Origin of the sequence: Glycomyces arizonensis DSM 44726, assembly GCF_000482705.1 — a bacterium.
Taxonomy (GTDB): Bacteria; Actinomycetota; Actinomycetes; order Mycobacteriales; family Micromonosporaceae; genus Glycomyces; species Glycomyces arizonensis.
Map to the genome: position 1 here is coordinate 34819 of NZ_AXWO01000013.1, position 21499 is coordinate 56317.

19 protein-coding genes and 1 pseudogene are annotated in these 21499 nt (G+C 71.3%); 12 read left to right on the forward strand and 8 right to left on the reverse strand.

Translation table 11 applies throughout. The features are described 5' to 3' along the window. Window positions 1–10: 10 nt before the first annotated feature. The gene (locus tag H613_RS0110475) at window positions 11–421 is read right to left on the reverse strand and encodes a hypothetical protein (protein WP_156925954.1); all 411 of its coding nucleotides are present in this window, start codon (window positions 419–421) and stop codon (window positions 11–13) included. Window positions 422–679: 258 nt separating this feature from the next. On the opposite strand from H613_RS0110475, the gene pdxT reads away from it, so the two are divergent. The 3 genes and pseudogenes from pdxT to H613_RS25805 all read left to right on the forward strand — a co-directional run. Then, a complete protein-coding gene (pdxT, locus tag H613_RS0110480) occupies window positions 680–1318 on the forward strand; it encodes a pyridoxal 5'-phosphate synthase glutaminase subunit PdxT (RefSeq protein ID WP_026923758.1) in 639 nt (212 codons plus the stop codon). Window positions 1319–1339: 21 nt separating this feature from the next. Continuing rightward, window positions 1340–2098 (forward strand): YebC/PmpR family DNA-binding transcriptional regulator, encoded by a 759-nt coding sequence (locus H613_RS0110485; RefSeq protein WP_026923759.1) that lies wholly within the window; start codon window positions 1340–1342, stop codon window positions 2096–2098. A gap of 32 nt (window positions 2099–2130) precedes the next feature. Next, a pseudogene (locus H613_RS25805) lies at window positions 2131–2778 on the forward strand (dienelactone hydrolase family protein); the annotation flags it as partial. Here H613_RS25805 and H613_RS0110495 read toward each other — a convergent pair. After that, complete coding sequence (locus tag H613_RS0110495) at window positions 2768–4798, reverse strand: erythromycin esterase family protein (protein ID WP_026923760.1); 2031 nt, start codon at window positions 4796–4798, stop codon at window positions 2768–2770. The pseudogene H613_RS25805 and the gene H613_RS0110495 sit on opposite strands and share 11 nt — an antisense overlap. Window positions 4799–4891: 93 nt before the next feature. Beyond that, on the reverse strand, window positions 4892–6139 hold the full coding sequence (locus H613_RS0110500) for a multidrug effflux MFS transporter (RefSeq protein ID WP_026923761.1): 1248 nt from the start codon (window positions 6137–6139) through the stop codon (window positions 4892–4894). A gap of 230 nt (window positions 6140–6369) precedes the next feature. Here H613_RS0110500 and ruvC point away from each other — a divergent pair, with 230 nt between their 5' ends. The 6 genes from ruvC (at window position 6370) to secF (ending at window position 12435) form a co-directional block, all read left to right on the forward strand. After that, window positions 6370–6924 carry a crossover junction endodeoxyribonuclease RuvC gene (gene ruvC / locus H613_RS25810; RefSeq protein WP_035737542.1) on the forward strand — a complete coding sequence of 185 codons (555 nt, stop codon included), beginning with the start codon at window positions 6370–6372 and terminating at the stop codon, window positions 6922–6924. Continuing rightward, the gene (ruvA, locus tag H613_RS0110510) at window positions 6921–7517 is read left to right on the forward strand and encodes a Holliday junction branch migration protein RuvA (RefSeq protein ID WP_026923762.1); all 597 of its coding nucleotides are present in this window, start codon (window positions 6921–6923) and stop codon (window positions 7515–7517) included. Before ruvC ends, ruvA begins: the two co-directional genes overlap by 4 nt. A 3-nt stretch (window positions 7518–7520) precedes the next feature. Further along, entirely contained in the window at window positions 7521–8582 is a 1062-nt protein-coding gene (gene ruvB / locus H613_RS25815) for a Holliday junction branch migration DNA helicase RuvB (protein ID WP_051393218.1), read from the forward strand. 141 nt (window positions 8583–8723) lie between these two features. Next, entirely contained in the window at window positions 8724–9170 is a 447-nt protein-coding gene (yajC, locus tag H613_RS25820) for a preprotein translocase subunit YajC (protein WP_211234769.1), read from the forward strand. Window positions 9171–9393: 223 nt separating this feature from the next. After that, window positions 9394–11268 carry a protein translocase subunit SecD gene (gene secD / locus H613_RS0110525; RefSeq protein WP_051393219.1) on the forward strand — a complete coding sequence of 625 codons (1875 nt, stop codon included), beginning with the start codon at window positions 9394–9396 and terminating at the stop codon, window positions 11266–11268. 9 nt (window positions 11269–11277) lie between these two features. Beyond that, window positions 11278–12435 carry a protein translocase subunit SecF gene (gene secF / locus H613_RS25825; RefSeq protein WP_035737545.1) on the forward strand — a complete coding sequence of 386 codons (1158 nt, stop codon included), beginning with the start codon at window positions 11278–11280 and terminating at the stop codon, window positions 12433–12435. Window positions 12436–12506: 71 nt separating this feature from the next. Here secF and H613_RS0110535 read toward each other — a convergent pair whose 3' ends face one another. Further along, window positions 12507–12713 (reverse strand): hypothetical protein, encoded by a 207-nt coding sequence (locus tag H613_RS0110535; protein WP_026923764.1) that lies wholly within the window; start codon window positions 12711–12713, stop codon window positions 12507–12509. A gap of 195 nt (window positions 12714–12908) precedes the next feature. Here H613_RS0110535 and H613_RS0110540 point away from each other — a divergent pair, with 195 nt between their 5' ends. Then, a complete protein-coding gene (locus H613_RS0110540) occupies window positions 12909–14114 on the forward strand; it encodes an FAD-dependent oxidoreductase (protein ID WP_026923765.1) in 1206 nt (401 codons plus the stop codon). Between the two features lie 16 nt (window positions 14115–14130). Here H613_RS0110540 and H613_RS25830 read toward each other — a convergent pair whose 3' ends face one another. The 3 genes from H613_RS25830 to H613_RS0110555 all read right to left on the reverse strand — a co-directional run bounded on the left by H613_RS25830 (window position 14131) and on the right by H613_RS0110555 (window position 17943). Then, the gene (locus H613_RS25830) at window positions 14131–16497 is read right to left on the reverse strand and encodes a RelA/SpoT family protein (RefSeq protein ID WP_439330244.1); all 2367 of its coding nucleotides are present in this window, start codon (window positions 16495–16497) and stop codon (window positions 14131–14133) included. Between the two features lie 127 nt (window positions 16498–16624). Beyond that, on the reverse strand, window positions 16625–17563 hold the full coding sequence (locus H613_RS31675; RefSeq protein ID WP_211234770.1) for a peptidylprolyl isomerase: 939 nt from the start codon (window positions 17561–17563) through the stop codon (window positions 16625–16627). A 38-nt stretch (window positions 17564–17601) separates the two neighbouring features. Beyond that, the gene (locus H613_RS0110555) at window positions 17602–17943 is read right to left on the reverse strand and encodes a hypothetical protein (RefSeq protein WP_026923766.1); all 342 of its coding nucleotides are present in this window, start codon (window positions 17941–17943) and stop codon (window positions 17602–17604) included. Between the two features lie 162 nt (window positions 17944–18105). On the opposite strand from H613_RS0110555, the gene H613_RS0110560 reads away from it, so the two are divergent. Further along, on the forward strand, window positions 18106–18798 hold the full coding sequence (locus H613_RS0110560) for an MBL fold metallo-hydrolase (protein ID WP_026923767.1): 693 nt from the start codon (window positions 18106–18108) through the stop codon (window positions 18796–18798). 58 nt (window positions 18799–18856) lie between these two features. Continuing rightward, a complete protein-coding gene (gene hisS / locus H613_RS0110565; RefSeq protein ID WP_026923768.1) occupies window positions 18857–20179 on the forward strand; it encodes a histidine--tRNA ligase in 1323 nt (440 codons plus the stop codon). A 75-nt stretch (window positions 20180–20254) separates the two neighbouring features. Here hisS and H613_RS0110570 read toward each other — a convergent pair whose 3' ends face one another. Continuing rightward, the gene (locus H613_RS0110570; protein ID WP_026923769.1) at window positions 20255–21442 is read right to left on the reverse strand and encodes an NAD(P)/FAD-dependent oxidoreductase; all 1188 of its coding nucleotides are present in this window, start codon (window positions 21440–21442) and stop codon (window positions 20255–20257) included. Window positions 21443–21499 lie beyond the last annotated feature (57 nt).

The window sequence follows — 21499 nt, forward strand, 5'->3', positions numbered from 1 at the left end:
TCCGGGGCGGTCAGTGGTTGAACCAGCGGCGGGCGAACCGCTCGGTCAACGTTCCGATGATGATGATTGGAACGATAGCCAATCCGATGCACAGCGCCCAGTACAGACCGCCGGTGACCATGAGCCACGCCAGGCCGGCCAGGCTCAGGACCTGGCTGATGAGGATCAGGATCCACAGGACGCGCCACTGGGTGCGCAGCAGCAGCACGGCCAGGACCAGCCACACCGCGAGGGCGCCGAGGCCCACCGCGCCGCGGTAGACGTCGTCCTTCGCGGCCGAGGGGACGAAGTCGCGGGCGGTGTGGTGGAGCAGCACGATCAGGCCGCCGGTGGCGACGCTGATCGCCGCCTGGAACCACATGGCGTTGCGTCCGGCCCGGACCGAACGGGGCATAGGGTTGCGCTTCACTATCTCAGGCATGGTCCTCTTGCTCCTAGGGGTGCGGCACGTTCGCCCGCAGAGCCTAACGGATCACACCCAGTGACCCGAATTCGCCCACCTCGGCGACACCGGGACGCCACCGCCGGACCCGGCCCTGTCACAGCGCCGATTGCCCAGGTAGGCAGTCGAGGCCGCTCGAATTACCCTTGAATCGCCCGCCGAACGCGACCCGCCCGACCGGGGCGCGGCCCGCCGCGCGGGCCGATCCACCGCATTCCCCGCCGAGAAGGAGTCCCGATGGGAGCCGTACCCGAGGTCGGCGTGCTCGCCCTGCAAGGCGACGTCGTCGACCACATGCGCGCGATCGAGGCCGCGGGCGCCCGCGCGGTGCCCGTCCGCCGCGAATCCGAGCTCGACTCGGTCGACGGCCTGGTCATCCCCGGCGGCGAGTCGACGACCATGAGCAAGCTGCTGACCGTCTTCGACCTGTTCGATCCCCTCCGGAAGCGCCTGGACGCCGGGATGCCCGCGTTCGGGTCCTGCGCCGGGATGATCATGCTCGCCGGCGAGGTGCTCGACGGCCGAGCCGACCAGCGCTCCTTCGGCACCATACCGATGACGGTGCGCCGCAACGCCTTCGGACGGCAAGTCGACTCGTTCGAAGCCCCGATCGAACTGGAGGGCATGGCGGGCGGGCCCTTCCACGGCGTGTTCATCCGAGCGCCGTGGGTCGAGCGGGTCGGCGAGGGTGTCCAGGTCCTGGGCCGCGTCAGCAGCGGGGACGGATCGCCCGACGAGGCGGGCGGTAGGATCGTCGCCGTACGTGCGGGCGCCTGCATGGCCACCTCCTTCCACCCGGAGGTGACGCCGGACGCGCGGGTGCACCAGTACTTCGTGGACATGGTCCGGCGCGCCGTCGCCGGAGCGGTGGAGTAGAACGACAAGGGGAACGCCGGGATGAGTGGCCACTCCAAGTGGGCGACGACCAAGCACAAGAAGGCCGCGATCGACGCCAAGCGCGGCAAGATCTTCGCGAAGCTGATCAAGAACATCGAAGTCGCGGCCCGCACCGGCGGCCCCGACCCCGCGGGCAACCCCACGCTCTACGACGCCATCCAGAAGGCCAAGAAGAGCTCGGTGCCCAACGACAACATCGACCGGGCCGTCAAGCGCGGCGGCGGGCTCGACGGCGCGGGCGTCAACTACGAGACGCTCATGTACGAGGGCTACGCGCCCGGCGGCGTCGCGGTCCTCATCGAGTGCCTCACCGACAACAAGAACCGCGCCGCCTCCGAGGTCCGCGTCGCCCTGACCCGCAACGGCGGGGCGCTGGGCGAGGCCGGAAGCGTCGGCTACCTGTTCTCCCGCAAGGGCGTCATCATCGTGCCCGCCGCCGACGGGCTGAGCGAGGACGACCTCCTCATGGCCGTCCTCGACGCGGGCGCCGAGGAGGTCAACGACCTCGGCGAGAGCGGCTTCGAGGTCCTGTGCGAGCCGACCGACCTGGTGGCGGTGCGCACCGCGCTCCAGGAGGCCGGGATCGACTACGACTCCGCCGAGGCCGGTTTCCAGCCCTCCACGAGCGTCCCGGTCGACGCCGAGGGCGCCCGCAAGGTGTTCCGCGTCGTCGACGCGCTCGAGGACTCCGACGAGGTCCAGAACGTCTACACCAACGTCGACGTCTCCGACGAGGTCCTCGCCGAACTCGACGCCTAGGGCTTAAGGGCTCCGGCCGCGGGTACGTCTGCCCGATGATCGAAGAGACGATGATGGTCCCGGCCGGGCCGGTGGAGCTCGAAGGCGAGCTGCGCGTGCCGGACGACGCGGCGGGCGTGGTCGTGTTCGCCCACGGCAGCGGCAGCGGCCGCCACAGTGAGCGCAACCGCTTCGTCGCCCGGTCACTGCACGAGGCCGGGCTTGGGACGCTCCTGTTCGACCTGCTCACGCGCGAAGAGTCCGACGACCGGGCCAAGGTCTTCGACGTCGACCTCCTGGCCGAGCGGCTCGTCGAGGTCACCAACTGGCTTCAGAACCGGCCCGGCCCGGAGAACGAGTGGGTCGGCTACTTCGGGGCCAGCACCGGCGCGGCCGCCGCGCTGCGGGCCGCCACCGCCCCCGGCGTGGAGGTGCGCGCCGTCGTCTCCCGCGGGGGACGGCCCGACCTGGCCGCCGATGACCTGCCGAACGTCAGGACGCCGACGCTGTTGATCGTCGGCGAGCGCGACGAGGACGTGCTGCGCCTGAACTACGACGCGCAGCGCCGCCTCGGCGGCCCGAGTCGCGTGACGATCGTCCCGGGCGCGACGCACCTGTTCGAGGAGCCGGGCGCCCTGGAGTCCGTCGCCGAACTCGCCCAAGACTGGTTCAACGAGCACCTGGGCGGCGTCACACCTTGAACGGGTAGGTCTCGGGCGCCTCGTCCCGCTCCCAGTGCGGGGTGCGCTCCAGCGGTTCGAGCGCGCGCGTCTCGTCGATGTGGATGACCGCGTCGAACTGCTCGGCGGGCCTGGCCGGGAAGTAGTGGCTCAGCCGCTCGGTCTCGGGCCGGTAGACCACGCCGATGGCCCGTTCGAGCCGGTCCTCGCTCAGCACCTCGGCGGCCCGATGAGCGGTGTCGAACCTGACCAGGAACTCCTTCTGGCCGACCTGGTGGAACAGCTCCTCGACGCTGCCGCCCAGCCCCGGCCGCACCCGCTTGCGCAGCGCGGGCCCGCCCCAGTCGTCGGCGGCGGTCACCGTGCCGGTGTAGGTGGTGAACCCGACCGAGCGGCTCTCGCCTGGATGGCGCTCGCGCACCAGCTGCCCGACGTTGACCTCGCCGCGCTCGGCCGAGTCGGTGGCGCGCGCGTCGCCGAGGTGGGAGTTGTGCGCCCACACCACGATCTTCGCGGGCTCGCCGCGCCGCTCGCTCAAGTGCCCGGCGAGCGCGTCGAGCGTGTCGACCATGTGGGTGTCGCGCAGGTTCCACGAGTCGACGGAGCCGCCGAACATGGACCGGTAGTACTCCTCGGCGGCCCGGACGGTGTGCGCGTTGCGCTCGGCGTAGAACCGCTCGTCCTCGGCCAGCAAACCGTCCCGCTTCGCCGCCTCCACGCCGCGCCGCTGGAGCTCCAGCAGCTGCTCGGTGACCTCCTGCTCGCACCGCTCCCCGGCGCCGAACGCGGCCGCGTACCCGTAGGCCTGGCCGTCGTCCCCGCCGCCCCGGTGGTCGAGGCACGCGTAGCGCTCCCTGGCCCGAGCGGCCGCGTCCGGGTCGACGCGCTCCAGGTAGGCGATCACCTCGTGGATCGAGCGGTAGAGGCTGTAGAGGTCCAGGCCGTAGAAGCCGGTCCGCTCCTGCGGCTCGCGCCGGTCGTTGCTCACGCGCAGCCACTCGGCGAACCGCACCACGGCCGTGTTGCGCCACATCCACGTGGGGAAGCGCTCGAATCCGAGCAGCGCCTCCTCGGCGCTGCGGTCCCCGCCGTGGCCGCGCACGTACCGGTTCACCCGGTAGGCGTCGGGCCAGTCGGCCTCCACCGCCACGGCGCGGAAGCCGCGCTCCTCGATGAGCCGCCGCGTCAAGCGCTCGCGGGCGGAGTAGAACTCCTCGCTGCCGTGCGAGGCCTCGCCCAGCAGCACGAAGCGGGCGTCGCCCACCAGGTCCAGCCAGGTGTCGTCGTCGGGCAGGCCGTCGGCCACCGGCCGGGCCTCGGCGCGGACGATCGCCACCGCCGAGCCGGCATCAGGTGGATCTGCGCGGGGCGGATCGGCCGCCTCCTCGGAGTCCGGCCCGTTCGCGGACGCCAGCAGTTCCTCGACCTCGGCGTCGCTCGTCTGGCCGAACTCGCGGTAGGACTGGCCCACCGCGCTGAACGGCTCGGGGTTCGTCGCGCACACCATCTCGTCGACCATGCCGCCCAGCTCCCGGCACGTGGCGGCCGATCCCGTGGGCACGGCCACGACGATGCCCGCCGGGCCGAGGCTGCGCACCGCCCGGATCGCGGCCCGCATCGTCGAGCCGGTGGCCAGGCCGTCGTCGACGAGCAGCACCGTCCTGCCCGACACGTCCGGCGGGGGCCTCTCGCCCCGGTAGGCCCGCTCGCGGCGGCGCAGCTCCTCGCCCTCGCGCTCGGCGACCCGGTCGATCGTCGCCCGGTCGACGCCGCTGAGGCGCACCACCTCGTCGTTGAGGACCTCGACGCCACCCGAGGCGATGGCGCCCATCGCCAGCTCCTCGTGGCCGGGGACGCCGAGCTTGCGGACGGTGAACACGTCCAGCGGGGCCCTGAGCGCCCGCGCCACCTCGTAGGCCACCGGCACACCGCCCCGCGGCAGTCCGAGGACCAGCGTGTCGGAGCGGCCCCGGTAGGGGTCGAGCAGCGCGGCCAGCGCATGGCCGGCGTCGCCTCGATCGCGGAAGACCACGTTCGGCATGCCGGGGAGATGCCCGCCGGCCGGCCCGGTTAAACGGCCCGGTCCAACCACGACGGGCGGCCCCGCCGGAGCCGCCCGCCGCCACTTCCTCGCTTACGCGGCGAGGACCGGTTGCCTGCGGTAGATGCGGATCGTGGCGAGGACCGCGATGGTGGTGCCGATGCCGTAGACGATGATGCCGCCGGTCATGTTCGCCAGGGTCACGCCGCCCATCGTGGCCAGGGCCGGCATCGCGCCGCCCGCGGCCATCTGCAGGCAGCCCATGAACGCCGAGGCCGTCCCGGCCACCTTCGGCTCCTGCGAGGACATGGCCGCCGCCCCGAGGTTCGGGAAGACGACGCCGCAGCCGAACATCATGATCGCGATGCCGCTCGGCACGGTCACCAGGTTGTCGACCCCGGCCAGCTGCACGCCGGTGAGCAGCGCGACGCCGGTCAGCGAGCACGTCAGGCCGATCACCATGCGGCGGTGCGTCTCGACGCGGTCGATCATGAACAGGTTGACCTGGTTGCCCGCCAGCAGTGACAGCGTCCCGATGGCGAAGATCGCCGAGTACGCTCCCGCCGAGGCGCCCATCTCGTTCTGCGAGATGAAGCTGAAGGTCGAGACGTACGTGAACAGCATCGAGAAGTTCAGGCACACCGCCAGGACCGGGGCGATGAAGTACTTGTCGCGCACCAGGCGGCCCAGCGTCGCCGCGAACTCGCGGGCCTCGAGCGTCTGGCGCTGGTCGGCCGGCAGGCTCTCGGGCAGGTAGCGCCACACCAGGACCGTCGCCAGCGCCGACATGACCGCCATGAACACGAACACGGCCGTCCAAGGGGCCACGATGATGAGCTGCGCCCCGATGATCGGGCCCAGCATCGGCGCGAGCATCGTGATGAACATCATCTTGGAGGTGAACCGGGTCATGTCGTCGCCCTGGAAGTGGTCGCGGATGATCGCCCGGGCGATCACCATCCCCGCCGCACCGGACAGGCCCTGGATGAAGCGGATGGCGATCAGCTGGTCGGCGTTGGTGGCCACCGTGCACAGCAGCGCCGTCAGGGTGAACGCGCCCATGCCGATCAGGAGCGGGACGCGGCGGCCGAACCGGTCCGACAGCGGGCCGAGGACGGCCTGCCCGAGCGCCAGACCCACCATCATGGACGTCAGGGTCAGCTGGATGTGCTTCTCGGTCGAGCCCAGCGACTCGGCCATGTCGGGGAAGGCGGGAAGGTACAGGTCGGTGGCGAGTGGCGCGGTCGCGGTGAGCGCGCCGAGCACGAACACCATCATCGCGATGAAACGGCGGGGATAGCCGTCGTGAGCAGCGGTCGGATTGAGCGCAGCGGCAGACACAGGCATCTCACAAAGAACGTCTTGGCAGAGAACAGGATGGGGGGAGGGCCGGCTTGCTGCGGTTCGCAAGTGTCGCCGTGAGTACGTCGTCGTCGGCTCCGGGCCCATACGAACGTAACCCCCGCCTAGCCGCCCGGCAAGTGGTTTATGGGCCATGCCACGGGCGTCGCGGAACACACCTGTCACCCCGCCCGGATAAGCTGGCGCGAACGACAGAACGGAGGGGCGAGTTGCGCGTCATGGGGATCGACCCGGGGCTGACCCGCTGCGGCGTCGGCGTCGTCGAAGGACGGCCCGGAGCGCCGGGCCGCATGATCGCGGTCGACGTCGTCCGCACCGATCCCGAAGCGCCCCTTGCCGACCGGCTCCTCGCCCTCGACGAGGGCCTGCGCCGCCACATCGAGGAGCACGAACCGGAGGCCGTCGCCGTCGAGCGGGTCTTCAGCCAGCACAACGTCGCCAGCGTCATCGGCACCGCCCAGGCCTCCGGCATCGCCCTCCTCGCCGCCGCCAGGGCCGGACTCCCCACCGCCACCTACACCCCCTCGGAGGCCAAGGCCGCCATCTGCGGCAACGGCACCGCCGACAAGCGCCAGGTGACCGCCATGGTCACAAGAGTGCTGCGCCTGAGCGAGGCGCCGAGGCCCGCCGACGCCGCCGACGCGCTCGCCATCGCCATCTGCCACCTTTGGAGGGGCGGCATGAAGGCCAGGATCGCCGCCGCCGCGAACCCGGAGCGGACCCGCGGTTCGCGCGCGCCGCACAGGAGGGGAGGACCGCGATGATCGCCCAGCTGACCGGAACGGTCGCCGCCGTAGGGGAGTCCTACGCCGTCGTCGACGTCGGCGGCGTCGGGTACGCCGTGCACGCCGGAGCCCACACGCTCGCCAACCTGAAGGTCGGCTCCCAGGTCGTCCTCCACGTCTCCACGATCGTCCGCGAGGACTCGATCACCCTGTTCGGCTTCAACGGCCCCGCCGAGCGCGACCTGTTCGAGCTGCTCCAGACCGCGCAGAAGATCGGCCCGCGCATCGCCCGCGACGCCGTCGAGGCCCTGCGGCCCGACGTCATCCGCCAGGCCATCGCCACCGGCGACACCGCCACGCTCTCGCGGATCCCCGGCGTGGGCAAGAAGAGCGCCGAGCGGATCGTCCTCGACCTGGCCGACAAGATCGGCCCGGTCGACCTCGGCTCGCCGAAACAGGCCGGCCCCCGCCCCGGCGGCTGGCGTACCCAGGTCAGCCAGGGCCTCCAGGCGCTCGGCTGGTCGGCCAAGGACGCCGAGACCGCCATCGAGAAGCTCGACGCCGAGGGTGTCGACGGCGCGGACGTGCCCACGCTGCTGAAGCAAGCCATCCGACTGCTCGGGAAGCGATAGGCCATGGACGACGAACCCGAATACACCCCCGAGGAGTGGGACGCCGCCCTCACCGCCGCCGAGGCCACCGAGCTCGACCGCCTCGCCGAGGCCGGCATCCGCCCCGGCAAGCTCGACGACGTCATCGGCCAGACCCGCGTCCGCGAGCAGATCGGCCTCCTCCTCGAAGGGGCCAGGCGCCGCGGCGCCACCCCCGACCACCTGCTGCTGTCCGGCCCGCCCGGCCTCGGCAAGACCACCCTGGCGATGATCGTCGCGGCCGAGCTCGGCGTGGGCCTGCGCCAGACCTCCGGCCCGGCCATCGAGCGCTCCGGCGACCTCGCCGCGATCCTCACCGGCCTCGCGAGAGGCGAAGTCCTGTTCATCGACGAGATCCACCGCATGGCCCGCCCCGCCGAGGAGCTCCTCTACACCGCCATGGAGGACTTCCGCGTCGACGTCATCGTCGGCAAGGGCCCCGGCGCCACCGCCATCCCGCTCGAACTCGAGCCGTTCACCCTCGTCGGCGCCACCACCCGCGCCGGGCTCCTCACCGGGCCGCTGCGCGACCGCTTCGGCTTCCTCGGCCAGCTCGAGTTCTACGGCGACGCCGAGCTCGAGGCCATCGTGAAGCGCTCGTCGGGAATCCTCGGCGTCGCGATCACCGACGAGGGCGCCGCCGAGATCGCCTCCCGTTCCCGCGGCACGCCCCGCATCGCCAACCGGCTGCTGCGCCGCGTCCGCGACTTCGCGCAGGTCCGCGCCGACGGCACCATCACCACGCCGGTCGCCTCCGAAGCCCTCGCGCTCTACGACGTCGACGAGCTCGGCCTCGACCGCCTCGACCGGGCCGTCCTGGGCGCCCTGGTCAAGACGTTCGGCGGCGGCCCGGTGGGCCTCACCACCCTCGCGGTGGCCGTGGGGGAGCAGTCCGACACCGTCGAGGAGGTCAGCGAGCCCTACCTGGTCCGCGCCGGGCTCCTGGCCCGCACGCCGCGCGGGCGCGTGGCCACCGCCGCGGGGTGGCGCCACCTGGGCCTGGCCCCGCCCGCCACCGAAGGGCTGTTCGGGACCGGCGACGCGTAGGGTTGGAACCGCAAGCAGGAGCTCCGCTCCGCCCGTCCGGCACGGACGGGTCGAAAGGCGCGGGCGGCGCGAACCGGACGCCCGGGCGCGCGAGATAGACTCCGCCCACGTCTCAAGTGACCACCAACGAAAGGCACCGCCGTGCTCTCAGCCGTAGACGTTCTCGCGCAGGATGACGCCGCCGGAGGCAGCAACCTGCTCTTCCTGATCATGATCGTCGGGTTCATCGTCCTGATGTACTTCGTCATGATCAGGCCCCAGAGGAAGCGCCAGCGCGAGCAGCAGAACATGCAGAACCAGGTCGAATCCGGCGCCCGCGTCATGACCATCGGCGGCCTGTACGGCACCGTGGTGGACTCCGACGAGGAGACCGTGACCCTTGAGGCCTCCGACGACGTCTTCCTGGTGTTCGCCCGCCAGGCCGTCGCCCGGGTCCTGCCCACCGAGGAGGAGGCCCCCGCCGAAGGCGAGACCGCCCCGATCGACGAGGACGAGGCCACGCTCACCGACGAGGACCTCGAGAAGCTCCGCTCCACCGACGAGGGCGACGACAAGCACACCGGCAAGTCCGATCGCAAGGAGTACTAGAGGGGTCGGCGACGCGAAGCTCCCGGCCCGCAGTCAGGCCGGACAAAGCCGTCGATCGCGGCCGTCTAGAATGAGCCGCGCCGACACTGCGTGTCCAAGGCCACTCCCTCCGGTCGGCGCCCGCCCTACCGGGCGGAGCCGCGGAGGCCGGCACCGCCGGACCGGGCTCTCCCTGCGCCCGCTCCGCACCAAGCGAGGAAGAGACTGACCATTGCCGTCGAACATGGGTGCAACCACGGGCGCTGACCGCCCACGGAAGAAGATCCAGCGCAAGCGCCTGCCCGTCGCCCCCTATTTTGTCGCGCTGCTGGCCGTCGTGGGCATCCTCTGGGCCGCCGCCCTCGCGGGCTCAGGATGGAAGTTCCCGACGCCGAAACTCGGTCTCGACCTCCAGGGCGGCCTGTCGATGACGCTCACCGCCCTCCAGGAGGGCAGCGACGAGCCGCCGAGCGCCGACACGATGGAGCAGGCCCGCCAGATCATCGAGGGCCGCGTCAACTCCACCGGCGTCGCCGAGCCCGAGGTCTTCGTCGAAGGCAACGAGAACATCGTGGTCAACGTGGCCGGCGACGACATCAGCGAAGAGGCCCTCCGCGACGTCGGCGCCCCCGCCGAGCTGCGCTTCCGCATCGTCACCGACTCCGCCCCCGACTACTCGGCGCTCCAGGACGCGATGGCCGAGGAGGCCCCCGAAGGGGAGACCACCCCCGAAGCCGAGTCCACCGAGAGCGAGGCGCCCGCCGAAGGCGGCGAGGAGTCCTCCGCGGCGGCCACCGACGAGCCCACGGGCGAGTCCACCACCGCCGAGTCCACCGAGACGCAGTCGGCCGAGGACGAGACCACCGGCTCCCCGCAGGTCGCCACCGCCGACGAGGACATCACCGTCGAGGACGTGTGGGCCAAGGTCGGCGAGCAGGCCGCCTCGCTCGCCCAGAGCCTGACCGCCGCCCCGACCGACGAGGCCTCCATCGCCGCCCTCGCGCCGTTCGGGGAGCTCACCGGCGACGAGGTCAACGTCCTGCCCCCCAACGTGCAGTTCTACGTCCCCTCGATCACCTGCGAGCAGCTCGGCGACCGTCCGCCGAACGCGGTCCAGGACCCCGACGCCGCGGTCGTCGCCTGCTCCGAACCCGAGCCGGTCTCCGAGGACGAGCCCGACATGAAGTTCTCCACCAAGTACCTGCTCGAGCCCGCCACCGTGCTCGGCTCGGACGTCTCCAAGGCCGACGTCGGCAACGACCAGGCCAATCTCAACAACTTCGTCGTCAACGTGCAGTTCACCGCCGACGGCGCCGACAGGTGGGGGGCCCTCACCAGCGAGAACGTCGGCCAGCAGGTCGCCATCGTCCTCGACAACGACGTGGTGAGCGCGCCGAACATCCAGGAGGCGTCGACCAACTCCACCCGGATCTCCGGCGACTTCACCGCCACCGAGGCCAACCAGCTGGCCGACCAGCTCAACTTCGGCTCCCTGCCGACCACGTTCGAGGTCCAGACCCTCAACGAGGTCACCGCGACCCTCGGCGTCGAGCAGCTCCAGGCGGGCATGATCGCCGCGGCCGTCGGCCTCGGCCTGGTCTTCCTCTACTGCATGCTGTACTACCGCCTGCTCGGCTTCGTCGTGCTCGGCAGCCTCGTCGTCTCCACGGTGATCCTGTATCCGACCATCGCGCTCCTGGGCTCGCAGATCGGCATGACGCTGACCCTCGCGGGCATCGCGGGCTTCGTGGTCGCCATCGGCATCACCGCCGACTCGTTCGTGGTGTACTTCGAACGCATCAAGGAGGAGATGGCCGGAGGCAGATCGCCGCGCTCGGCCATCCCCCGGGCCTGGGTGCGCGCCCGGCGGACCATCATCTCCGCCAGCGCCGTCTCGATGATCTCCGCGGTCGTCCTGTACTTCCTGGCGATCGGCCCCGTCCGGGCGTTCGCCTTCGCGCTCGGCCTGTCCACGCTCGTGGACGTCCTGGTGGTGTTCGTGTTCACCCACCCGATCGCCGAATGGCTGGCCCGCGGCCGGGTCCTCAGCAACGTCCACCTGTCCGGGCTCCACACGAAGACGGTCCCGGCCCCCGGCAAAGCGGCCTCGCGCGGCTAAGGAGCACCGATGAGCACCAAGCAGAAGAACGCCGAGAGCCCCAAGCGCCTCTCCATCTGGAGCCAGCTGTACCGCGGCGAGACCCAGTTCCCGATCGTCCAGTACCGCAGGCGCTGGTACCTCGTCTCGGCCGTCCTCGTCGTCGGCCTCGCCGTCGTCATGCTCACCAAGGGCTTCGTCCTGGGCATCGACTTCGCCGGCGGCGTGCAGTACACCGTGCCCCACACCGAGGCGTCCCTGACCGAGGTGGAGGACGCGGCCGTCGCCGCGGGCGCCGACCTCGGCTCCGGCCAGATCGCCGGCTCGGGCGACGACGCCTCCTACATCATCCGCACCGGCGAGATGGACCGGGAGCAGACCGACGCCGTCCGCGACGCCATGGCCGAGGAGGCCGGCATCGCCTCGGAACAGATCTCCGTCTCCACGGTCTCGGCGACCTGGGGCGCGGCGGTGTCCAATCAGGCGCTCATCGCGCTCGGGGTCTTCCTCGTCCTCATCGCCGCGTTCATCTGGCTGCGGTTCGAGCGGCGCATGGCCGCGGCCGCCCTCGCGGCCCTGATCCACGACCTCGTGCTGACCGCGGGCGTCTACTCCCTGGTCGGCTTCGAGGTCACGCCGTCGACCATCGTCGGCGCCCTGACGATCCTCGGCTACTCGCTGTACGACACCGTGGTCGTCTTCGACAAGGTCCAGGAGAACACCGCGCACCTGCTCCAGACGCGGCAGAAGACCTTCGCCGAGGCGGTCAACGACGCGATCAACCAGACCCTCATGCGGTCGATCAACACCACGATCATCGGCGTGCTGCCGGTGGCCGCGCTGCTGGTCGTCGGCGTGGGCGTCCTCGGCGTCGGCACCCTGACCGACCTGGCGCTCGTGCTGTTCATCGGCATGATCGTCGGCACCTACTCCTCGGTCATCCTGGCCGCGCCGTGGGTGGTCGACATGACCGAGCGCAGCGCGGTCTACCGCCGCCACAACCAGAAGATCGCCAACAAGCGCTCGGAGTCCAAGACCGACGCGGCGGCGGAGCACGAGGACGACGACCGGCTCCGCACCGCGAAGACCGACGAGATCCCGCTCGAACTGCTCGACGAGCCCAAGGCCACGGCGGGCGCCGGATCGGGCGGCTCGCGCCCGCAGCAGCGCCGCAGGAAGCGCCGCTAGCGCAGGACACGGCGAAGGGCGGGCGGATCCGATCGGATCCGCCCGCCCTTCGCGTCCTCGGGAGTCGCCCGCTATTCCTCGTCGCCCCGCATCTTCGAGGCGGCGTCGCGGCCCTTCTCCTTGAGGTCGTCCATGAAGCCGCCCTGCTCGTCCTCTTCGCCGGACTCCTGGTCCTTGTTGAACATGTCGCCGGCCTTGTCCTTGGCCTGGTCGCCCATGTCCGAGGCCTTGTCCCTGGCCTTGTCCTTCATCTCGTTGAACTTGTCGTCCATCCCCACGGTGAACCCCCTCCTTGCGTGAGTCCGTTCAATATAAGGGCTCAGAGGCGCCTCGGGGGCGCACTCGCGGAAGAGCGCGGACCGCCCCCGCGTACACCCGTGGTCGAATCCCGGACGCGACTCCAGGCTGATTCGCCGCGCCCCGCCTCCGCCGTAGCGTGGCCGCAACGACGCACCACCGGCAGTGGAGACGACATGAACGACACAGTAAAACCCCAGGCCAAGGCCAGAACAGCGATCATCGTCGGCGGAGGCGTGGCCGGTCCGACGGCCGCGCTCGCGCTGCGCCGGGCCGGTATCGAGGCCGTCGTCCACGAGGCCCGCGACACCCGCCCCGAGCCCGGCGGCGGTCCGCTCTCGGTCGCCGCCAACGGCCAGGCCGCCCTCGACCTCGTCGGCGCCGGGCACCTGCTCGACGGCATCGCCGTGCCCACGCCCCGGTTCATCGTCCAGAGCTACACCGGCAAGGTCCTCGGCGAGATGAACGACGCCCCCGACCGGCGTCCCCGCATGACCCTCCCGCGCGGCACCCTGACCGCGGCGCTCGGGCGCCACGCCGAGTCCGAGGGCGTCGAGTTCGCCTACGGCAAGCGCTTCGTCGGCGCCGTCGACACCGGCCGCAGCGTCATAGCCCGGTTCGACGACCACACCACCGCCGAGGCCGACGTCCTCATCGGCTGCGACGGCATCCACTCGGCCGTGCGCGCCGCCATCGACCCGAAGGCGCCCGAACCGCGCTACACCGGCCTGGTCGGCTTCGGCGGCCACGTCGACGCGGGCGGCCTGCCCGACACCGGCGGCGCCCAGCACTTCGTGTTCGGCCGCAAGGCCTTCTTCGGATACCAGATCGAAGCGGGCGAGTGCGGCTGGTACGCGAACCTCCCCGTCAAGCGCATCGGCCAGGGCGAGCTGCGCGAGACCGGCATCGACGCCTGGACCGAGCGCCTGCGCCTCGCCTTCGCCCGCGACGACAGCCCCGCCCTGGCGATCCTTGACCGCGTGACGCCCGAGACCTTCATCCCGGCGCACAGGCTCGAAGACCTGCCGCGCGTGCCGCGCTGGTCGAAGGGCCGGACGGTGCTCGTCGGCGACGCCGCCCACGCCACCTCCCCGTCCTCGGGCCAAGGAGCGTCGCTCGCGGCCGAGTCGGCCGTCGAACTCGCCATATGCCTGCGCGACCTCCCGCCCGAGGCGGCCTTCCGCGCCTACCGGCACCGCCGCGGCGACCGCGTCGAGCGCGTCATCGCGATGGCGGCGAGGACGAACCGGGCCAAGGCCGCGGGCCCGGTGGCGGCGAGGCTCCGCGACCGCTTCATGCCCTTCTTCATGGAGAAGTTCAACACGCCCGAGAAGACCGCCTGGCAGTACGCCTACCGCATCGACTGGGAGGCCGCCGCCTAGTAGAGGACGGCGCGCCTCAGATCTTGGACTCGGCCCCGGTGAGGCGGTAGGCGTCGTAGACGCCGTCGACCTTGCGGATGACCTTGATGATGTGGTCGAGGTGCTCCGGGTTCGCCATCTCGAAGGTGAAGCGCGACAGCGCCACCCGGTCCCTGGTCGTGGTGACCGTGGCCGACAGGATCGACACCCGCTCACCGGACAGCACCTGCGTCACGTCGGCCAGCAGGCGGTGGCGGTCCAGCGCCTCGACCTGCACCGTCGCCACGAAGGTCGCCTGGTCGTCCTCGTCGGACCAGCGGACCTCCAGCACCCGGTCCGGCTGCAGCTCGATGCGCTCCTCGGCGTTCTCGCAGTCCCTGCGGTGGATGCTGATCACGTGGTAGCGCGTCGCGAAGCCGATGATCGAATCGCCCGGGATCGGGTTGCAGCAGTGCGCGAGGCGCACCGGCATGTCGCCCTCGTCCATGCCCGCCACCGTCACCGCGACGTGGATGTCGCCGTGCGCCTCCGGCACGATCCTGGCCGGCTGCGTCGGCGCCGTCGCCTCCGCCATGTCCTCGGTGGCGCCCTCGGCGCCGCCCTGGACCTCCAGCAGCCGCGTCACCACGTGCGTCGGCGAGATGTGGTGCTCGCCCAGCGCCGCGTACAGCGCCTCGACGTCCTTGAGGTTCAGGTCCTTCGCGAGCGAGGTCAAATTGTCGTGCGTGAGCATCCGCTGCATCGGCATGCGGCGCTTGCGCATCGCGCGGGTGAGCTCCTCCTTGCCGAGCTCGATCGCCTCCTCGCGGCGCTCCTTCTTGAAGTGCTGCTTGATCTTGGTGCGGGCGCGCGGGCTCTTGACGAAGTTCAGCCAGTCCTCGCTCGGCGCGGCCGTCTCCGAATTCGAGGTGAACACCTCGACCACGTCGCCGTTCGACAGGGTCGACTCCAGCGGCACGATCTTGCCGTTCACCTGCGCGCCGATGCACCGGTTGCCGACCTCGGTGTGGACGGCGTAGGCGAAGTCGACCGGCGTCGAGCCCGCGGGCAGCGCGATCACATCACCCTTGGGAGTGAACACGTACGCCTCCGAGGAGGCCAGGTCGAAGCGCAGCGCGTCGAGGAACTCCGAGGGGTCGGCCGCCTCCCGCTGCCAGTCCAGCAGCTGGCGCAGCCACGCCATGTCGTCGATGTGGGCCGGGGGACCGGCGACGGTGGAGTTCTTCGTCTCCTTGTACTTCCAGTGCGCCGCGATGCCGTACTCGGCGGTGCGGTGCATCGCCATGGTGCGGATCTGCATCTCCACCGGCTTGCCGTTCGGCCCGATGACCGTCGTGTGCAGCGACTGGTACATGTTGAACTTCGGCATCGCGATGTAGTCCTTGAAGCGGCCCGGCACCGGCTGCCAGGACGCGTGGATCACCCCGAGCGCCGCGTAGCAGTCCCGCTCGTCCTCGACGAGGATCCGCAGGCCGACGAGGTCGTAGATGTCGTTGAAGTCGCGGCCGCGCACGATCATCTTCTGGTAGATCGAGTACAGGTGCTTCGGCCGCCCCGTCACCTCCGCCTTGATGCGGGAGTCCTTCAGCTGGTCCTTGACCTGCGCGGTCACCTGCTGGAGCAGCATCTCGCGCTGCGGGGAGTGCTCGGAGACCAGGCGCGCGATCTCGGCGTAGCGCTTCTTGTACAGCGTCGCGAACGAGAGGTCCTCGAGCTCCCATTTGATGGTGTTCATCCCGAGCCGGTGGGCGAGCGGCGCGAGGATCTCAAGCGTCTCGCGGGCCTTCTGCTCCTGCTTCTCGGGCGCCAGGAACGTCAGCGTGCGCATGTTGTGCAGCCGGTCGGCGAGCTTGATGACCAGCACGCGCGGGTCCTTGGCCATCGCGACGACCATCTTGCGGATCGTCTCGGCCTTGGCCGCGTCCCCGAGCTTCACCTTGTCGAGCTTGGTGACGCCGTCGACCAGGAGCGCGACCTCGCCGCCGAACTCCTCCGACAGTTCCTCGACCGTGTACTCGGTGTCCTCGACCGTGTCGTGCAGCAGCGCCGCGACCAGCGTGTTCGTGTCCATGCCGAGCTCGGCGAGGATCGAGGCCACCGCGAGCGGGTGCGTGATGTACGGGTCACCGGACTTGCGGAACTGGCCGCTGTGCAGGCCCTCGGCCCTCGTGTAGGCCTGCTGGAGCAGCCGCACGTCGGCCCGCGGGTGGGCGGCCCGGTGGGCCGCCACCAGGGGTTCGAGGACCTCGGGCAGCGTCGAGGACTGCCATGGCGCGTTGAACCGCGCCAAGCGGGCGCGCATGCGCCTGCCGGTGGGGGGCCCGACCGAGACGGCCTCCGAGCCGGAGGCCCGCGTCCCGGTGTCCGCGGCCTTGCCGTCCGGCCCTGCGGCTCGTTCGGTCACCACCGTCGCCTCCTCGAACTCACTGAACCAAGTAGCGGCCCGCAGGACTCGCCGTGGGAGCCTGCAACGCTCATCAAGCTTAGGCTCCCATCGTAGCCGGGTCTACCAGCGGACCAGAGCGACCAGGTCACATGACGCCCGCGGCGGCGACCTCCTGCACGATGTCGAGACCGGAGGTGATCTGCCCCAGAATCGTGTAGCTCGCCGGGTTCAGCGTCGAGTCCTCGTAGACGATGAAGAACTGGCTGCCGGTGGTCCCGGCCCCGGCGTTCGCCATCGCGAGGGTCCCGGCCGGGTAGTTGTTCTCGGTGCCCGCGGGCATGTTCTCCTCGGCCATCTCGTAGCCCGGGCCGCCCATGCCCGCGCCCTGCGGGTTGCCGGACTCGATCGCGGCGCGCGCGTCGGGATCACCGCATTGGAGGACATAGATGCCCTGGGTGGTCAGCCGGTGGCACTGCTGGCCGTCGAAGTAGCCCTGCCCGGCCAGGTGCGTGAACGAGCCGGCCGTGCACGGGGCGTTCGCCGTGTCGATGTCGGCGGTGACGACGCCGAGGTTGGTGACGATCGTCATCTCCTGCGTCCCGGCGGCGGGCTCGACGGTCGCGGGCACGGTGTCGCCGCCGGTCGGCGTGTACGCGCACTCGGCGGTGGACGACGCGTCGGGGGCGCTCAGCGACATGCACTCGAGGTAGACGTCGGTGGCGGGCTGCCCGTCGCCGGCCCCGCTCGACTCGCCGGTCGCACCTTCGCCGCTGGGCTCGATGCCGTCGCAGCGCGCGGCGGCGCCCTCGGCGTTCGCCACGGTCTCCTCGATCGGCGTGTCGTTGCCGCCCGCGGGGGTCTCGGCGCTCGTCTCGGTGTCGCCCGGGGTCGCCGAGTCGCTCTCGTCGTCCGGCGAGAACACGGTGACGGCGATCCACGCGATGAGCACCAGCGCGACGAGCGCGCCGACGCCGCCGAGGCTCCACCAGACGGTGCGCTGCCTGCGCTCCTGCTCCGCCTTCTGGGACATGCGCTGCTGGAGCTGCTGGCGGGCGGCCATGCGCTGGGATTGTTTCGACGCCACCGTCGGTTCTCCTTCGAATTCGTCGTCTGCTGAGGGGGCTATTCGGTCGACTCGCCGCTGGGGGTCTCGCTCGCCTCGGCGGTGGCGCTGGCCTCGCCGCTGGGGGCCTCGCTCGCCGCGTCCGTCGGCTCGGTGCTGGGCGCGTCGGTGACCTGGGAGGTGGGGGTCTGGGTCACGGCCGGGTCGTCGGCGGGCTCCTCGGAGTCGAAGAAGCCGCTCTGCCACAGGTACCCGGCCGTCAGGAGCACGGCGATGGCCAGCAGTCCGAAGGCGGCCTGGAGCTGGCGGCGCCTGCGGAGCCTGCCCGCCAGGCGCGCGTTCTTCTTCGCGTTCGCGATGCGCTGCTTGCGCCGCTCCATGTGCTTGGACTTGGCGGGCACTGCGGGGCCTCCTCGGTTACCGGTCTTGAAGCCGCCGGGCCGTGCATCGGCCCGGTTCGCGTAGCAAGGGGTTACGCGAACTGGAGTGTATCGGGCGCTGTCAGGCGGGCCACTGCTGCCTGCCAGGTGTATCCTGAGGCGCGGCGAGAGAAGGGGGAGCGGGTGCTCATCGAGACGCTTGTGGCTGATGCGTTCGGCACGAACTGCTACGTGCTGTCCGGTGGCCGCGGCTCGGAGTGCGTCGTCGTCGACCCCGGCGTCGGGATCGCCCCGCGGCTGGAGGACGTGCTCGCCGAGCACCGGCTCAAGCCCGTCGCCGTCATCCTCACCCACGGGCACATCGACCACACGTACTCGGTGGCGCCCGTCTGCGGCGCGAACGACGTCCCGGCCTACATCCACCCCGGCGACACCCACATGCTGGAGGACCCGGCGCTCGGCTTCGGCCCCGCCAGCCGCGCCATGTTCGGCACCGGCCTGGACTGGACCGAACCCGACGACGTCGAGGTCCTCGCCGACGGCGCCACCCTCGAACTCGCCGGGCTCCGCTTCCGCGTCGACCACGCCCCCGGGCACACCCCCGGCTCGGTCATGTTCCACACCGGCGCCGAACACGGCACCGGCGCCGAGGCCCCGCACACGCTCTCGGGCGACGTCCTCTTCGCGGGCGCCATCGGCCGCACCGACCTGCCCGGCGGCAGCGACGCCCAGATGCGGGACAGCCTCGAACGCAAGGTCCTGCCGCTCGACGACGAGGTCGTCGTCCTGCCCGGGCACGGCCCGCGCACCACGATGGCCGCCGAGCGCGAGTCCAACCCGTACCTCAAGCAGGTGGCGGAGCATTCGCGGCGCTGAGCGCCGCCCTGCCACCGTCCGCACATCGCACGCAGCCAGTCCGAACGAGGAGACCGCCATGCCACGACCCCAGCCGCTCTCGGGATTCCCCGAACTGCTGCCCCGGCAGCGCATCGTCGAGCAGCAGGTCGTCGACCATCTCCGCCGGGCCTTCGAACTCCACGGCTTCGCGAACCTCCGGACCCGCGCCGTCGAGCCCATGGACCAGCTGCTCCGCAAGGGCGAGACGTCCAAAGAGGTCTACGTGCTGCGCCGCCTCCAGGCCGACGCCGAGGGCGCCGACGCCGGGCTCGGTCTCCACTTCGACCTGACCGTGCCGTTCGCGCGCTACGTCCTGGAGAACGCCGGGAAGCTCAACTTCCCGTTCCGCCGCTACCAGATCCAGCCGTGCTGGCGCGGCGAGCGCCCCCAGGAGGGCCGCTACCGCGAATTCCTCCAGGCCGACATCGACATCGTCGACCAAGGCGAGCTGCCCGCCCACTACGAGGTCGAGATCCCGCTCGTCATCGCCGACGCCCTGCGCGGCCTGCCGCTGCCGCCGGTGCGCATGCACGTCAACAACCGCAAGCTCTCCCAGGGCTTCTACCAGGGCGTGGGCATCGGCGACACCGAAGGGGCCCTGCGGATCGTCGACAAGCTCGACAAGATCGGCGCCGACGCGGTCGCGAAGCTCCTCGTCGACGAGGTCGGGGCCACCCCCGAGCAGGCCGAGGCGTGCCTGAGCCTGGCCGAGATCAGCGCCGAGGACGCCTCCTTCGTCGACCGCGTCAAGGCCCTGGGCGTCACCGACCCGCTCCTGGAGGAGGGCCTCGCCGAGCTCGCCGCCGTCGTCGAGGCCGCCGCGAAGGAGGCCCCCGGCCTGGTCGTCGCCGACATGAAGATCGCCCGCGGCCTCGACTACTACACCGGCACGGTCTACGAGACCGTCATGGAGGGCTACGAGAGTCTCGGCTCGATCTGCTCGGGCGGCCGCTACGACACGCTCGCCTCCGACGGCAAGCACACCTACCCCGGCGTGGGCCTGTCGATCGGCGTCTCGCGGATCCTGGTGCCCCTGCTCCAGGCTGGAAGCCTCACGGCCACCCGCGAGGTCCCCACCTGCGTGCTCGTGGCCCTCGCCAACGAGGACGAGCGGCCCGCGTCGAACGCGATCGCCCAGAGGCTTCGCGCCCGCGGCATCCCGACGCAGGTCTCGCCCTCGGCGGCCAAGTTCGGCAAGCAGATCAAGTTCGCCGACAAGCGAGGCATCCCGTTCGTGCTCTTCTCAGGGGAAGACGGACATCAGATGAAGGACATCCGCTCAGGCGAGCAGGTCGCGGTCGACGTGGACGCCTGGGAGCCCCCGGCCGAGGACCTCCACCCGAGCATCGTCGCCCAATAGCATCGTCACCGAATAGCACTGCCGCCCGATAGCGAGACGCCGGGCGCCCTCTCGGGGCGCCCGGCGATCATCCGTTCAGGCCGTCGCCTCGACCGCCCGGCCTTCGGCGGCCGCCTCCCGCTCCATGCGGTGGCGGCGCACCGGCAGCCCGAGCGTCGGGTGGGCGACGCCCCACACCGCGCCCTTGCAGACGAGTTCCTTGTAGCGGGCGGCCGTCCTCCCCTTGAGCAGCGAGCCCTTGGCCCGGTCGTCGGCGGTGACGAACTGGATGAGCCCGTCGCGGCGGCCGAGACTGATGCACTGGTTGAAGTACCGCAGCGGGGCCTTGGGGATCTTGCGGCCGGTCAGGCGCGCGGCGATCGCGTCGGCGGCCTGCCAGGCCACGGGAACGCCCGAGGCGCAGGACATGCGCAGCGGCTTGTCGCCCGGGCCCATCGCCAGCGCGGCGTCGCCGACGGCGTACACGTCCGGGTGCGAGACCGAGCGCATGGTGGCGTCGACGACGATCTGGCCGGTGCCGGAGACCTCGAGCGTGGAGGCGGCGGCGATCGGGTGGACGGCGAAACCGGCGGTCCACACCGTCACGTCGGCCCCGACGGCCCGGCCGCCTTCAAGGACCACGCCGCCCGCCTCGACGCGTTCGACGGCCGCGCGCTCGTGGACGGTGATGCCGAGCCGTTCGACGACGCCGCGCAGGTGACTCCGGCCCCTGCCGCTGAGCCAGCCGCCCAGGCCCTCGCGCGCGGCGAGCGCGACGTCGAGGTCGGGCCGGGTCTCGGCGATCTCGGTGACGGCCTCCAGGCCGGTCAGCCCGCCGCCGACGACCAGGACCCGCGCGCCCGCACCGAGTTCGGCGAGGCGCTCGCGCAGGCGCAGCGCCCCCGGGCGGCTCGCGAGCTCGTAGGCGTGCTCGGCGACGCCGGGCACCCCGTGGTCGGCCGCGGCGCTGCCCAGACCGTAGACGAGGGTGTCGTAGGCGAGCTCGTCGCCGCTCTTGAGCGCGACGGTCTTGGCCTCGACGTCGACGGCGGTCACCCGGTCGACGCGCAGCCGCACGCCCGTGCCCTGGAACATGTCGGCCAGCGGCCGCGGCTTGAGGTCCTGCCCGGCGGCGAGCTGGTGCATGCGGACGCGCTCGACGAAGTCGGGTTCGGCGTTGACGAGCGTGAGGTGGACGTCCTCGCGGCGCAGCCGCTTGGCGAGGCGGCCGGCGGCGATGGCCCCGGCGTATCCGGCTCCGAGGACGACGATGCGGTGATTCATGGTCTGCTCCTGTCTTGGCGTGTTCGCCTCCTGAACCGGATGGCGGCGCGATTCCTG